Origin of the sequence: Nocardiopsis sp. B62 (assembly GCF_018070675.1) — a bacterium.
Classification (GTDB): Bacteria; Actinomycetota; Actinomycetes; order Streptosporangiales; family Streptosporangiaceae; genus Nocardiopsis; species Nocardiopsis prasina.
This window is the reverse complement of record NZ_JAGPXK010000001.1, coordinates 396,857-410,032: the sequence shown is the minus strand read 5'-3', so window position 1 is coordinate 410,032 and position 13,176 is coordinate 396,857. Positions and strand designations below refer to the sequence as shown.

The 13,176-nt window shown below is 70.9% G+C and carries 14 protein-coding genes and 2 pseudogenes; 11 read left to right on the top strand and 5 right to left on the bottom strand.

The genetic code is table 11. The features are described from left to right. Positions 1–4 precede the first annotated feature (4 nt). The gene (gene pip / locus KBX21_RS01910; RefSeq protein ID WP_210840809.1) at positions 5–958 is read right to left on the bottom strand and encodes a prolyl aminopeptidase; all 954 of its coding nucleotides are present in this window, start codon (positions 956–958) and stop codon (positions 5–7) included. Between the two features lie 304 nt (positions 959–1,262). Between pip and KBX21_RS01905 the strand changes: the two genes are divergently transcribed. Next, positions 1,263–1,706, top strand: coding sequence for a pyridoxamine 5'-phosphate oxidase family protein (locus KBX21_RS01905; RefSeq protein WP_374225689.1), 444 nt, complete (start codon positions 1,263–1,265; stop codon positions 1,704–1,706). A 62-nt stretch (positions 1,707–1,768) separates the two neighbouring features. Here KBX21_RS01905 and KBX21_RS01900 read toward each other — a convergent pair whose 3' ends face one another. Beyond that, positions 1,769–2,791, bottom strand: a complete 1,023-nt coding sequence (locus KBX21_RS01900; protein ID WP_210840808.1) for an aminotransferase class V-fold PLP-dependent enzyme — start codon at positions 2,789–2,791, stop codon at positions 1,769–1,771. Positions 2,792–2,931: 140 nt separating this feature from the next. Here KBX21_RS01900 and KBX21_RS01895 point away from each other — a divergent pair, with 140 nt between their 5' ends. Then, positions 2,932–3,888, top strand: a complete 957-nt coding sequence (locus tag KBX21_RS01895) for an NAD(P)/FAD-dependent oxidoreductase (RefSeq protein WP_210840807.1) — start codon at positions 2,932–2,934, stop codon at positions 3,886–3,888. 74 nt (positions 3,889–3,962) lie between these two features. On the opposite strand, the gene KBX21_RS01890 is transcribed toward KBX21_RS01895, so the two are convergent. Further along, the gene (locus KBX21_RS01890; RefSeq protein WP_210840806.1) at positions 3,963–5,264 is read right to left on the bottom strand and encodes a metallophosphoesterase family protein; all 1,302 of its coding nucleotides are present in this window, start codon (positions 5,262–5,264) and stop codon (positions 3,963–3,965) included. Positions 5,265–5,422: 158 nt separating this feature from the next. Here KBX21_RS01890 and KBX21_RS01885 point away from each other — a divergent pair, with 158 nt between their 5' ends. Both KBX21_RS01885 and KBX21_RS01880 read left to right on the top strand, forming a co-directional pair. Further along, positions 5,423–6,391: a phosphotransferase family protein gene (locus KBX21_RS01885; protein ID WP_247665037.1), complete on the top strand. Its 969-nt coding sequence runs from the start codon at positions 5,423–5,425 to the stop codon at positions 6,389–6,391. A gap of 155 nt (positions 6,392–6,546) precedes the next feature. Further along, positions 6,547–7,329 (top strand): SDR family NAD(P)-dependent oxidoreductase, encoded by a 783-nt coding sequence (locus KBX21_RS01880; protein WP_210840805.1) that lies wholly within the window; start codon positions 6,547–6,549, stop codon positions 7,327–7,329. Positions 7,330–7,513: 184 nt separating this feature from the next. On the opposite strand, the pseudogene KBX21_RS27185 reads toward KBX21_RS01880, so the two are convergent. Further along, positions 7,514–7,720, bottom strand: a pseudogene (locus KBX21_RS27185) (VOC family protein); the annotation flags it as partial. Between the two features lie 32 nt (positions 7,721–7,752). On the opposite strand from KBX21_RS27185, the gene KBX21_RS01875 reads away from it, so the two are divergent. The 6 genes and pseudogenes from KBX21_RS01875 to KBX21_RS01850 all read left to right on the top strand — a co-directional run bounded on the left by KBX21_RS01875 (position 7,753) and on the right by KBX21_RS01850 (position 11,376). Continuing rightward, entirely contained in the window at positions 7,753–8,244 is a 492-nt protein-coding gene (locus KBX21_RS01875) for a hypothetical protein (protein WP_247665036.1), read from the top strand. Continuing rightward, the gene (locus tag KBX21_RS01870; RefSeq protein WP_374225688.1) at positions 8,241–8,543 is read left to right on the top strand and encodes a winged helix-turn-helix domain-containing protein; all 303 of its coding nucleotides are present in this window, start codon (positions 8,241–8,243) and stop codon (positions 8,541–8,543) included. The genes KBX21_RS01875 and KBX21_RS01870 overlap by 4 nt, the downstream gene beginning before the upstream one ends. 710 nt (positions 8,544–9,253) lie before the next feature. Then, positions 9,254–9,733, top strand: a complete 480-nt coding sequence (locus KBX21_RS01865; RefSeq protein ID WP_210840804.1) for a hypothetical protein — start codon at positions 9,254–9,256, stop codon at positions 9,731–9,733. A gap of 203 nt (positions 9,734–9,936) precedes the next feature. Beyond that, positions 9,937–10,080: pseudogene (locus tag KBX21_RS01860) on the top strand (recombinase family protein); the annotation flags it as partial. A 151-nt stretch (positions 10,081–10,231) separates the two neighbouring features. Next, positions 10,232–10,453 carry a hypothetical protein gene (locus KBX21_RS01855; protein WP_210840842.1) on the top strand — a complete coding sequence of 74 codons (222 nt, stop codon included), beginning with the start codon at positions 10,232–10,234 and terminating at the stop codon, positions 10,451–10,453. Between the two features lie 128 nt (positions 10,454–10,581). Continuing rightward, positions 10,582–11,376 (top strand): DedA family protein, encoded by a 795-nt coding sequence (locus KBX21_RS01850; RefSeq protein ID WP_210840836.1) that lies wholly within the window; start codon positions 10,582–10,584, stop codon positions 11,374–11,376. Positions 11,377–11,449: 73 nt separating this feature from the next. Here KBX21_RS01850 and KBX21_RS01845 read toward each other — a convergent pair whose 3' ends face one another. Further along, on the bottom strand, positions 11,450–12,046 hold the full coding sequence (locus KBX21_RS01845) for a TetR/AcrR family transcriptional regulator (protein WP_210840803.1): 597 nt from the start codon (positions 12,044–12,046) through the stop codon (positions 11,450–11,452). A 126-nt stretch (positions 12,047–12,172) separates the two neighbouring features. Here KBX21_RS01845 and KBX21_RS01840 point away from each other — a divergent pair, with 126 nt between their 5' ends. Beyond that, positions 12,173–13,123, top strand: a complete 951-nt coding sequence (locus KBX21_RS01840; protein ID WP_210840802.1) for an NADP-dependent oxidoreductase — start codon at positions 12,173–12,175, stop codon at positions 13,121–13,123. The last annotated feature ends 53 nt before the right edge of the window (positions 13,124–13,176 follow it).

The window sequence follows — 13,176 nt, the reverse complement described above, 5'->3', positions numbered from 1 at the left end:
GGGGTCAGGCCAGGTGGGCGTAGCGGTCGGTGGCGGCGACCACGGCCGCGCCGATGCCGAGGGTTCCTGTGGTGTGGGCGGCGTCGTCGACGATGACGAGTTCGGCGGTGGGCCAGCGTCGGGCGAGGTCGTGGGCGGTGTCGGCGGGGCCGCTGATGTCGAGGCGGCCGTTGATGAGGGTGGCGGGGATGTGGTTGACGCGGTCGAGGTCGTCGATGAGTTGGTTGGGGGCGAGGAAGCAGTCGTTGGCCCAGTAGTGGGTGACGGCGCGGGCGAAGGTGAGCCGGAAGGCGGGGTCGGCGTAGCGGGGGTTGGGGGTGAATCCGGGGACGGTGGCCACGTGGGTGTCCTCCCATTGGCACCAGGCCTGGGCGGCGTCGTGGCGGATGGTGGGGTCGGGGTCGGCGAGCAGACGGGCGTAGGCGGCGGGCAGGGCGCGGGGGTCGGCGTCGGGTCCGGCGGCGGCGCGGAAGCGTTCCCATTGTTCGGGGAAGACGCGGCGCATGTCGTGGGTGATCCAGGTGATCTCTGCGCGGGTGCCGGTGGTGACGGCGAACAGGACCAGGGAGATGACGTGGTCGGGGTGGGTCTGGGCGTAGGCCAGGCCCAGGCAGGATCCCCAGGAGGCGCCCAGGACGTGCCATCGGTCGATGCGCAGGTGGGTGCGTAGGGCTTCGAAGTCGTCGATGAGGTGGGGGGTGGTGTTGGTGGTGAGGTCCGCGGTGGGGTCGGCGATGTCGGGTGTGCTGTGGCCGGTGCCGCGTTGGTCGAGCAGGATCATGCGGTAGTGGTCGGGGTCGGTGAGGCCGGACCAGCGGGTGTGGGATCCGGAGCCGGGGCCTCCGTGGACGGCCAGGACGGGTGTGCCGTGGGGGTTGCCGCATTCCTGCCAGAAGAGGCGGTGGCCGTCGGGGCGGGTGAGGTGGCCGCTGGTGTGGGGGGTGGTGGCGGTGTACACGGGGGGTGGAACGGGGTGACCACGGGGGTGGGGCGTTGGTTCGTCGCACTGGGGCGCGGCGCGGCGTGTGGAAGGGGTCTGCCCGGCCAATGGTTCGTGGTCAGGTGTCTGGCTTCTGTTCCAGGGTCCAGGGGCCGCACTCCGCTACGGCTGTTGCCCCCTACCGGTGTACTTGGCCCGGCGCGGGGCGGGTGGCGGTGCGCTGGGGGGCCTTGCGTTCCTGGTCGGGGGGTGGGGGCGGTCCTGTCGCGGGGGGTGGAAGGGTGGGGGTGCGTGTTGTCTGACCTTGGAGAAGGGGGTCCCTGTGGTGGAGCGGCCGGACGTGAGCGGGGTGGAGGGGTCGGCGGAGGCGGACCCGTTCCTGGTGTTCTGGGGGGAGCGGCGTCTGTGCACGTTGGCGTCGCCGCGCCCGGACGGGAGTCTGCACCAGGTGCCGGTGGGGGTGACCTATGACCCGGAGCGACACCTGGCGCGCGTGATCTCCGCGGCGTCCAGTTTCAAGGTGCGCAACCTCGAGGCGCGGCCGGGGGTGCGGGTGTCGGTGTGTCAGGTGGAGGGGCGGCTGTGGTCGACGTTGGAGGGTGAGGCGTGGGTGAGCCGTGATCCGGAGGCGGTGGCCGAGGCGGTGCGCCGTTACGCGCTGCGGTATCGGGAGCCGCGTGTGAACCCGGATCGGGTCGTGATCGAGATCGTGGTGAAGCGGGTGATGGGGAACGTGCGGCCCGAGCGTTCGGGGATCGTTCCCTGAGGGTGAGGGAGCGGGGGCTGGTGTGCCGGGTGGGCGCGCCGGCCCCTTCTTCGTGTGTGGGGTCAGGTGGTGAGTGCCTTGGCTGCGAGGTCGGCGTCGGCTTCGGTGTTGTACAGGTGGAAGGCCAGGCGGGTGTGGCCGTCGCGTTCGGTGGCCACGATGCCGGCTTCGCGCAGGGTGGTCAGGGCGTCGGGGTGGTCCACGGTGGTGATGGCGGAGTGGGCGGGGGGTTGGTCGAGGTGGGCGCGGAAGCGGTCGGCGAGGCGGGTGTTGTGGGTGTGGATGTGGTCGATGCCGTGGTGGAGGAGGGTGTCCAGGGCAGGTGCGGCGGCGACGGCGGCGAGCCAGTTGGGGGAGAGGTCGAAGGCGCGGGCGGTGGGGGCGGGGGTGAAGTGGTCGCGGTAGAAGGCGGTGGTGGGGTCGGCGTCGGCGACGGGTCCGGCGTTGGTGGGGCGTAGTCGGGCGCGCAGGTGGGGGGAGAGGTAGGCCATGGCCAGGCCTCGGGGTGCCATGAGCCATTTGTAGGCGGAGCAGACGAGGGCGTCGAAGCGGGTGGCGTCGAGGGGGAGCCAGCCTGCTGCTTGGGTGGCGTCGGCCAGGACGAGGGTGTGGTGGGTGCGGGCGGCGGTGAGGATGTCGTCGGTGGGGGCGAGGGCGCCGTTGGAGGATTGGACGGGGCTGTAGGCGAGGAGGTGTGTGGTGGGGGTGATGTGGTCGGCCAGGGCGTGCAGGGGTGCGGTGTGCACGGTGATGCCTCGGTCGGCCTGGGCGTGGAAGGGGAAGGTGGTGGAGGTGAATTCGCCTTCGGGGAGGAGGATGTGGGCGCCGTCGGGGAGGGAGGCGGCGATGGTGCCGACGAGTTGGGCGGTGCTGGCGCCCAGGGTGATGTCGTCGGTGGGGGCGTTGAGGAGTTGGGCGAAGCGGGTGCGGGTGGTTTCGGTGGCCTGGTTCCAGTGGTGGGGGTTGGCGGTGGCGGTGTGCCAGGCGTGGGTGGCGTGGGTGAGGGCTTGGTGCGCGGTGGTGGGTGGGATGCCGTATTGGGCGGTGTTGAGCCAGACGGTGTCGGTGTTCCACAGGCTGTCCATGGGTGGGGAGCCTAGGGCATGGTGGGCGGGGTTGCGTGGTGGGGGTGGTTTCCACCTGGTGTTTTGCTGTTCTGGCAAGGATTGTTGTCAGGTGGTGGGGTGGGGGTGAGTATGGGGGCACGAACTCAGGGAGGTCTGTGATGAACGCACCCGTGCGCGATGTGGATGTTGTGGTGGTCGGTGGTGGTGTGGCTGGTCTGGCGGGCGCTTTGGTGCTGGCTCGGGCGCGCCGGTCGGTGTTGGTGGTGGACGAGGGGCGTCCGCGTAACGCCCCTGCTGAGGGGGTGCACGGGCTGCTGGGGTCGGAGGGGATCGCCCCGGGTGAGTTGTTGGAGCGCGGCCGTGCGGAGGTCGCCTCCTACGGGGGTGTGGTCACCTCGGGTCGAGTGGTGTCGGTGGAGCGGGCCGGGTCGGGGTTTCGGGTCGGGTGTGAGGACGGTTCGGTGGTGGCGGCCCGGCGGTTGCTGGTGACCACGGGTCTGGTGGACGAGTTGCCCGACATCGCGGGGTTGGCCGATCACTGGGGTTCGGGGGTGCTGCACTGCCCGTACTGCCACGGGTGGGAGGTGCGTGATGAGCCGGTGGCGGTGGTGGCCGACGGCCCGGTGGCGGTGCACGCCGGACTGCTGTGGCGGCAGTGGACCGATCGGGTGACGGTGTTCGCCGACCCCGACCGGGACATGGGTCCGCAGGGGCGGGAGAAGCTGCTGGCACGCGGGGTCACCGTGGTCGACACCCCGGTCCGGGCGGTGGAGTCCGACGAGCGGGGGGTGAGCGGGGTGCGCACGCGCGACGGCGCGGTGGTTTCGGTGCGTGCGGTGGTCGTGCCCACGTTCATGCGTGCGCGTTCGGGGCTGCTGAGCGATCTGGGGGTGGCGGTGAGCGAGCAGCGGATGGGTGAGCACGTCATGGGCACCCACGTGGAGGTGGACGCGATGGGTGCGACCTCGGTGCCCGGGGTGTGGGCGGCGGGCAACGTCACCTCGCTGAGTGAGCAGGTGATCGGGTCGGCCGCGGCGGGTAACCGGGCGGGGGCGGCGATCAACGCCGACCTGGTCATGGCCGAGGCCCAGTCGGCTCTGGAGCGGGTCCACTAGGCCCCCGGGGACGGGGCGGGGGCGCCCGAGCCGCCCGCACGCGGCTTCGGGCGCCCCCCAGGGGCAGGGTCCGGTCAGGACGTGGTGGTCACGCGTTTGCCCTGGTCGTCCTTGGCGATGGTGAAGGAGTCCACGACTCGGCCGTCGGCGGTGCGCGCGACGTACTCCAGGGTGGGGCCGTCCACTTCCACGGTCTGGAAGGTCTGGGTGTCGGTGAGCTGGACGCGGGCCTCGGCGCCGTTCGCGGTCCAGTTGTCGTCCCGGGCGTCGTACATCTTGGGTCCGGTGACCGTGACCGCGTACACCGGGCCGGTGTGGGTGTGGGGGTCCTCGGTGCGGTTCGCGGTCAGGTTGCCGCGGCTGTAGGAGTGGTCGTGGCCCTGGAGGACCAGGTCCACGTCGTGCTTCTCCAGGGTCGGGAGCCAGGACTCGCGCAGGGGCGCGTTGTCGCGGCCGGGGCTGTTGGAGAAGACCGGGTGGTGGAAGGTGACCACGGTCCACGGGTGGGGGTTGTCGTCCAGGACCTGGTCGAGCCATTCCTGCTGGCTGTCCAGCCACGCGCCGGGACGCAGCGGGGTGGTGTTGCGGTAGTTGGAGTTCAGGACCACGAACCGGACGCCCTGGTAGTCGGTGTGGTAGACGGTCTCGTTCAGGTCGGCGCCCTGGGTGGGGCCGTTGCCCGCGCCGGGGAACTGCGGGGTCCAGTGGTCGCTGAGGTTGGTGCCGGAGTACTCGTGGTTGCCGGGGGCGGTCACGTGGTTGATGCCGCCGGTGGTCGGGGTGCCGAAGGCGTCGTACCACTCTCCCCACTGGGAGTCGCTGTTGGCGTGGTCGATCAGGTCTCCGGCGTGCACGGCGAGTTCGGCGTCGGGTGCGGCGGCCAGGGCGGCGCGTACCACCGGGGCGGCGCCCGAGGTGATGTCGTTCTGGATGTCGCCGAAGTACAGGAAGCTGAAGGGGTCGGCGTCCTGGGAAGCGGTGGTGAAGGTGTGCCAGTCGCCGACGGTGCGGTCGCCGTCGCCCACCCGGTAGCGGTAGGTGGTGTCGGGGGTCAGGCCGGTGGCGGTGGCGGCGTAGTGGGTGCCGCCCGCGTGGCCGCTGACGTGCCCTGGGACGGGGGTGACCTGGTCGGGGTCACTGGTGGGGTGGATCTCCAGGACGGCGTCGGGGCCGTGGTCGGCGCGCCAGGTCACGGTCTGGGAGGTGGCGGGGTCGGCGGTGGGGGACAGGGTGAGCCGTTCGGGGGCCTGCTGGGCGGCGGCGGTGGCGGGCAGGGCCACGACGGGGGTCAGGGTCAGGGCGCTGGCGCCGAGCAGGGCCAGGGCGTGGCGGATGCGCAGCGGGCGGCGTGGAGCGGAGCGGGGGGAGGCGGTCATCAGGGGGTCGCCTTCGTGTGGGGGCGGGACGCTGGTGACGCTAGCCAAGGGTGTGTAACGGAGTGTGAACGCGGGGGGACGGTGAGCCTGCCTGGGATCGACGAAGGGGCGGGCGTCTAGGGTTGTGTGGTTTCGCCCCCACCCCCTTGGAGTGTTCGATGCGTGCCTTCTCTCCCACCGCCCCCTTGAGGGAACTGGCCCGTCGCGCCCTGGGAGGTCGGGGCCGTGTCGTGGGGGTGGAGCGGTTGCGCGGCGGCACGAAGAAGGGTGTGTACCGGTTGCTGCTGGCCGATGACTCCAGTGTCGTCGCCTACGTGTGGAGTGGCGCGGAGAACTACTGGCCGGATCCGCACACCGGGGAGGGGCCCTTCGCACACGCCGACGGTGTTGACCTGTTCGTGGGTGCCACCGAGGTGTTGGCGTCGGTGGGGGTGCGTACCCCGCGTGTGTTGTGGGTGGAGCGCGACCACCAGGAGATGGGCGCGGACGTGGCTTTGGTGGAGGATGTGCGTGGCCCCACGCTGGAGGAGCACATGGTCCACGGTGATCCCGCCTTCGTGCGGGGGGTGCTGGGCCGGTTGGGTGAGGCTCTGGCGGCGATGGGCACCCGATCGGAGGCGGGGGTGGGGAAGGTGTCGCGGCCGCTGGTGCGGGATCGTTCGTGTGCGGAGCTGGTGGTGGAGCGCGCGTTGGTGGACCTGGACGAGGGGGCGCGGCGCAGGCCGGAGTTGGCGGAGGTCGCCTCCCGGGTGCGGGTGCGGTTGGACGAGTTGTTCGAACGGGTGGGGCCCAGGTTCGAACACGGTTTGGTGCACAGCGAGTTGGGGCCCGACCACGTGTTGGTGGACCCTGCGGGGGAGCCGGTGCTGATCGACGTCGAGGGGTTGATGTTCTTCGACGTCGAGTGGGAGCACGTGTTCCTGCGGTTCCGGTTCGGTGACCTGTACCGGCACCTGGAGAGGCCGGGGTTGGACCCGGCGCGCACGGAGTTGTACACGTGGGCCGAGCACCTGTCGTTGGTGGCCGGGCCGTTGCGGTTGTTGGACGGGGACTATCCTGACCGGGCTGAGATGTTGGGCATCGTGGAGTACCACCTGGGGCGGGTGGTGGCGCTGGCTCGGGAGTGAGGGCGAGCGTCACTGCCGGGTGGTGATCCCGCTCTGGTCCAGGTCGCCCGTGCGCGTCGATTCTCCTTCTTTCGTGTTCCCGTGTTGGCCCCGTGGCCCTCCTCGTCCGGTGTGTTCTTGTGTCTGTTCGAGCCAACACCCATGGAGGGGAACTGATGATCGACACCGGCCTCGCGGGACGCACCGTCCTGGTCACGGGCGGTTCCGGCAACATCGGCGCGGCGATCAGCCGCGCCTTCGCCGCGCAGGGGGCGCGCGTGGCCGTCCACTGTCTGGCACAGGAGCGGCCCGCGCCGAAGGGCACCGTGTGGGCGCACGTGACCCCCGACGAGGAGGAGGCCCACCGGTTGGCGCGCGAGCTGGGCCACGGTTCCTTCGCTGTGAGCGCCGACCTGTCCGACCCCGAGGGGCCGTCCCTTCTTGCGGGTGAGGTGGCCGAGCGGGCCGGGGCGGTCCACGTGCTGGTCAACAACGCCGCGCACTGTGAGAGCCCCGACCGTGTCGGGTCGTTCACGCACGCCTCGTTGGAGCGCCACTACCGGGTCAACGCCGTCGCTCCGGCCGTGCTGACCTCCGAGGTCGTGGGGCGGCGCCGGGAGGGGGAGCCCCTGTGCGTCGTGAACATCTCCACCGACGCGGCGCGGGCCTTTGCCGGCCAGACCGGTTACGGGACGTCGAAGGCGGCGTTGGAGGCGTTGACCCGGTCGATGGCGTTGGACCTGGCCGGGAGCGGTGTGCGTGTGAACGCGGTCGCTCCGGGACCGGTCCAGACGGGGTGGATGGACGCGGAGCTGCTGGAGCGGGCCCGGGAGGTGATTCCGATGGGTCGGGTGGGTGAGCCGGGCGACATCGCTGACGCGGTGGTGTTCCTGGCCTCCCACCAGGCCCGTTGGGTGACGGGGCAGGTGGTGCAGGTCGCGGGCGGCCACGCCCTGTGACCCTCGGCGGCGGGGGCGGGGCCGCTCGGTTTCGGGTCGGGCGGTCCCGCGCCGCGACGGCGGCTCGCCGACGCGGGCGGGGCCGCGTGTTCGCCTGTTTTCCTCGTCCCGTGGCTGGAGGAGGCAGAACTCGTTGCCCTCGGGATCGCGTAGCACCACCCAGGGGGGCGCGCCACGCGGGCTGGCCCACGGCGGCGCGCGTGGCGCCCCTGGCCACGAGGGCGTCGGCGACCGCCGCCTGATCCTCCGCACGCGGATCGAGGCGCGGGCGGTGGGTGCCCGGTCTCGTCTCGTCCACCTGGGTGAAGAAGAGCGAGGGTCGGTGTCCGTCGCGGGGTCGGACCTCGACGCCGCTGGGTCGCGCGGTTCCCGGGGTTGACAGCACCCCTCCATGGAATCTACTTTCTTTTTAGAAAGTAATTGATGAACGGACAGGAGATCGTCATGGACGCCGACCCCACGCCCCCGCTCGACCAGGCCGCCGAGGCCCGCCGCAGGCTCGCCGCCCACACCGCACCACCCGCCTCCTTCTGGGTCGTCCAGGCTGTCGGCTGCACGTTGGTCGCCGGGCTGCCGATCTGGATGTCCCTGCTGTCCATCGAGGGCCGCTACCTCCAGTGGATCCTGCTCGTGGTGGCCGTGGCGGCGGCTGGCCTGAGCTGGGTTCGTCGACGCCGCACCGGCGTCACCCTGCCGCGCTGGGCCAGCTCCTACCCCAGCGCCCGACGCCCCCGCGTGGTCGTCATGATCGTCACGGTCCTCGGCCTGATCGCCATCCACACCCTGGTCGGACGGGGACAGGAGGGCCTGGCCCTGGCCGCGCTGGGACCCGTGGCGCTGGCCTCGCTGGGCGGCTACCTGTGGGTGCACGCCTCCATGCGCCGCGACATCGAGGACGGCCGGGTACGGGCGTGAACGCCCAGCGCCACCCGGAACTGGAGACCGGCCCTCGCCTGGCGATGTGCGCGCTCCTCCAGGGCGCCAAGTGGATCGACTTCGCCACCGTGCGCGACCTGATCGGCATCAGCGACCCGATGGTCTCCAAGCACAGCCGCACCCTTGAGGACGCCGGCTACCTGGAGGTCCGCAAGGGAGCGGTCGGTCGCCGCCCCAAGACCTGGTTCCGTCTGACCCCCCAGGGGCGCACGGCCCTGGCGAGCCACCTGGCCTGGCTGAACGAGCTGGGGTCGACCACCACCGACGAGGCCCCCTGAAGTCGAGCCCCCGCCCCCGCCGCCCGGATCACGCCCGGGAGGCGGGGGCCGCTCGCTGCTCCCGAACGGTGCGGGACGGGGCGACCACATCTCGACGCCGCTCCTCACTCCTGCACAGAGGTCCCCGGTGCGATCTCGTACGCCCTCCGAATCAGCGCGGGGCGGCGGCCGCCGTTGACGCGTCGGGCCCGAATCCCCAGGTGATCACGGCGGCTTGGACGACGCTTGACCACGACGGACGAGCGCCCTGTGCGCGGAGGCGGCGTGGAACCGCTTTCGGTGACTCGGCACGCTGTGCACGGACACGATCCGCGGGGCTCCGCACCTTGAGCGCGGAGGCCCTTGAGGTCGGCCGACCCCTGTGTTCCTCGCGGATCCAGCTCGCGGTGGCAAGAACCTCCGAGAGGCGCTGAGGGGATCCAGCGCTGTTCGTGGCCGCCCCGGATCGCGATGACGTCAGCCTTGTACACCTGCCTGAGGTCCTCGCGGCGTCCTGCGGAGTACTCCAGGAGCCCTTGGTTGATGCCGAAGCAGAACCGATTGTCCACCTCCACAGCGTTGTGACCGATCCGGGTGAAGAACTCGCGCAGGTCCGAGGGCATGGGCAGGGCGGGTGGCGGACCAGCCGACTCGAGCCAGGGTGACACGGGCCGGGGCTCTGGGAAACCATCCGTTTCTCCACACTCAGCGCAGGGTGCCAGCATGGTCAGATGGCCGATCTGCTCTGGGATGACGTCAAGGACCTGTTCGACCCCCACACCATGGGCTCATTGCCAGACCTGCGGGTCCCCAACACCGCGGTGAACGACTGGCAGACTCTCCTCGACCTGGTCGTCGAGCGCGGGTGGGAGTACCAGTACTCCGAAGGCGGCGCCGCGGCCCCCCTGCCCCGGGCACGGACCGTGCTGTCCCGCCCCGCCGACGCCGAGTGCCCCGAGCTGCGGGTGCGGCCCAGTGGCGGGGCGCTCGCGATCTTCCGCTTCTACGCTACGGACGAGATCGACTTCGACGTGGACCTGCGCGAACTCCAGGGGCAGGAACGACTGGACACCCTGTGCGGCTTTCTCGCAGCGATCGGCCAACGCCTGGGCAAACCCGTCCTGATGGATCCCGAAGGCGACTGCGGTCATCCGGTCCTGGGGTTCGACGTCCACACCGACCGTGTCACCCGCCTGGCCGAACCACAGTGAGCAGGCCCCTGTTTTCCGGTCAACACGTTCAGTCCGGCCCCGGATAATCCGGCCTTCAGTGTCCAACAAACGTTCATTTCTGCGACAGGCCCCCCGAGCGGCTCCGGAGGGCACTGAACCGCACCCGAGAGTGTCGGAAAAACGCGTTGGAAACTTCTGGTGTTCATCTACTCCGAGAGCATCGTTTTTCGTGCACTCGGGGGATGGACACCACCCTCGCACTCCCCGCCCCCTCGCCCCCGCGCCGGCGTCCGGCGGCGGGGGCCCGCGTCTCCACCCGAGAGCAGAAGCTCGACCGCCAGCTCCGCGCCCTCGAAGCCGCGGGGTGCGCCAAGGTCTTCGCCGACAAGAATTCCGGCAAGAACGCCCAGCGCCCGGAGCTCAAGGCCTGCTTGGCCCCGCTGAAGGTCCCAAGCGAGGTGATCGGGTTCGCAGCCGAACAGCTCAACGTCGATCCCGCCTGCGCACCCGAGTACCTGACCCGCCCCAGGACCGCTTATGAGCACTCCTGGCCTGGACTTCCCCGAACTGCTCTTGGAGGTCTTCGAGCGCCCCGGGTTGCCCGCGGACTTCACCCACATCTCCGGAGCCGACTCGGGCATGGAGGACCAGCTCGGCATGCTCGGCTTGGCCCTCAACGCCGTCATCTGGTGGAACAGCCTCTGTATGGCTCCGGCACCTACCAAAGGGGCTCTCCCGCAGGGCAGAGTGTTGCCATGACCGCGAACGCCGCCCCCCAGCGGGATGCCTCAGGCAGTTCTCGCCCCACTCGCGATGAAGCCATCAACGATGCTCTGAAGGATTGGGAGCTACGGGAGAAGGAGCTGAGCAGGGAACACCTCAGGGCGATGAGGCTCTGGGACGGAAGGCCCCGGACACAGGACAGGATCCTGCTCGGCCTCATGATCGGCCTGCCTCTGCTGCTGACTCTGACCATCCCGCTGCGACCTCTGCTGATCGCGGACCATCCCGTGCTCCTGGCCGCCATCACCGGCAGCTACGCCGCGATCGGCGCGGGCGGGGCCTTCGCCGGTGTCGGTCAGGGGACCCTGTGGGTGATCGTGCTGGCCGGCGTTGTCGGCAAGGTCAAGCTGAACTGGTTCTTCTGGTGGCTGGGGCGCCACTGGGGGGTGCGGATCCTCCGCTTCTTGGCACCAACCGACCGGGCACAGCGCTTCGCCGAACGCCTCAGGGCGATGAACCCCTGGGTCCTGCGTGTCCTGGTCGTCTTCGCCTACCTGCCCGGGGTGCCGAGCCAGATCGTCTGTGTCCTGGCCGGTACCAGCGGGATGCGCCTGCGCACCTACGTGCTCATGGACGTCCTGGGGGCCCTGATGGTCACCTCGACGGTGGCCTACATCGGCTTCTCCTCGGGACAGGCGGGAGTGGACATCGTCCTGTTGATCGACAGGTACGCCCTGTGGATCATGGTCGCGCTGATTCTGGTCATGGCGATGTACCCCGTGTTCCTCACCGCCGGTGACCAGCGGGCGCGCAGGGCGGCCGCCGTGACGGAGGCGGGCCGGGCCCACGACGCCGAGACCGAGCGCCTGGCCACCGAATCCGCCTCCGGAACCAGTGCCGAAGCCACGGGGAACGTTCCCGACTCCCCCGAAGCCCCGGCATCCAGCAGGGACACCTGAAAGCAAGGCCGTGACACGAGGGGGGAGCCCTGCCCCGCACCCCACCGAGGGCCCCGACGTGCGCCAGACCAGGTCAGTCGGTGGTGCGGAAGGACCGCACGAAGTGCGTCACCACCCGCTGGGCCGCCCAGTTGGCGCGCTGTGTGTCCGGTTCGGCGGTCACGGCCGCGGTGACGGCGCCGGTGACCAGCCTCAGGTCCTGGGCGGTGACCGTCACCGCGATCCGACCGCCTTCCCGTGCACGCACCAGGAGCCGGTGCAGTTCCTGGTGGAGGCGCTCGTCGAGGGCGTGGGCGCGGTCGGCGAAGCGTTCCCGGTGGTCCGGAGTGCACGCGCGCGTGGCGACAGTCTCGGCTGCGACGATCCGTAGGGCGCGCTCCAACGCCAGGTCGGCAGGGACGGTTCGGGTCAGCTCCCTGAAGCGCTCCACCAGTTCCTGTTCGGCCTGTGCGGCCAGGTCCTCAACGAGGGCGTCGCGGCCGGGGAAGCGCCGGTGGACGGTGGCGGCCGAGACTCCGGCGTGGTGGGCCACGGTCTGGAGGGTGGCCTCCAGGCCGCGGTCGCGGAAGACCGTCCGGGCGGCCCTGAGCACGCGGAGTCGGTTGCGTTGGGCGTCCTGTCGCAGCTCCCGGGGTTCGGCTTCGGGGTGGATCTGCGTGTCCTGGGCCATGGGTCGTCTCACTTCGCCGTCGTCGGGATGGGTGGTCGGCGAGGGCTGGTTGCCCACTTCTGTCACCGGTCGCCACCGGTGGCAACCCAAGGGCACGGCGGGGACTTCCCCGCACGAGGAGGAATCATGCGCGCAGTCCGCTACGACCGCTACGGGGGGCCGGAGGTCTTGGCCGTCGTCGACGGTCTCACCACGCCCCCGGTGGGCGCCACCGATGTGCGGGTGGAGGTGTCCGCCGCCGCTGTCGGCGGTGGTGAGGTTCCCATTCGCGCGGGGCGGCTGCGCCGTGTGTTGCGCCAGCGTCTTCCCGCTGGGACGGGTGTCGACTTCGTGGGGACGGTCGGCGAGGTGGGCCCGTCTGTCACCCGGGCGGTGGTCGGCGATGTGGTGTGGGGGGTGATGCCGCACGGCACCTTCGGGGCCATCGCCGAGTCGGTTGTCGTGCCACAGGAGCGCGTCGCCGCGGCACCGCGTTCGGTCTCGTCGCAGGACGCCGCCGCGTTGCCTGCTTCGGGCACGACGGCGCTGCACGCCCTGACTCGTCGGGTGCGTCTGGGTGCGGGGCAGCGGCTGTTGGTGCGTGGAGCGGCCGGGGGTGTGGGGGTGGTCGCCGTGCAACTCGGGGCCTCCCTCGGTGCGCGTGTCACCGCGCTTGCGGGGGCCGCCCACCTTCCCTGGTTGCGTGAACTGGGTGCTTCGCAGACCTTCGACCACCGTGAGACCCGGGTGGAGGACCTGGGGCGTTTCGATGTGATCGTCGATCTGGTCGGCACGCACATGGGTCAGGTGCGTGGTCGGCTGGATCGCGGAGGCACACTGTTCCCGCTCGCGCTGGATCCGAGTCGACCGATCCGGGCGGCTGTGTGGGTGGCCGTGGGGAGCCTGGACCGGCGCACACGACTGAGCGCGTTCAGCAACGACCCGTCGGCGGGGGAGTTGGAGGAGCTCGCCGCTCTGGTGGACGGGGGCACGATCACGCCGGTGGTCAGTGCCGTGCTGGGTATGGACGAGATCGCCCGGGCCCACCACAGGCTCGAACGCGGCGGGGTGCGGGGCAAGATCGTCGTGACGCCCTGACCGGCCACTGGGGCCCGTGCGCGGCCGCCTCAGGGGCCCGGCAGCAGCCGGTA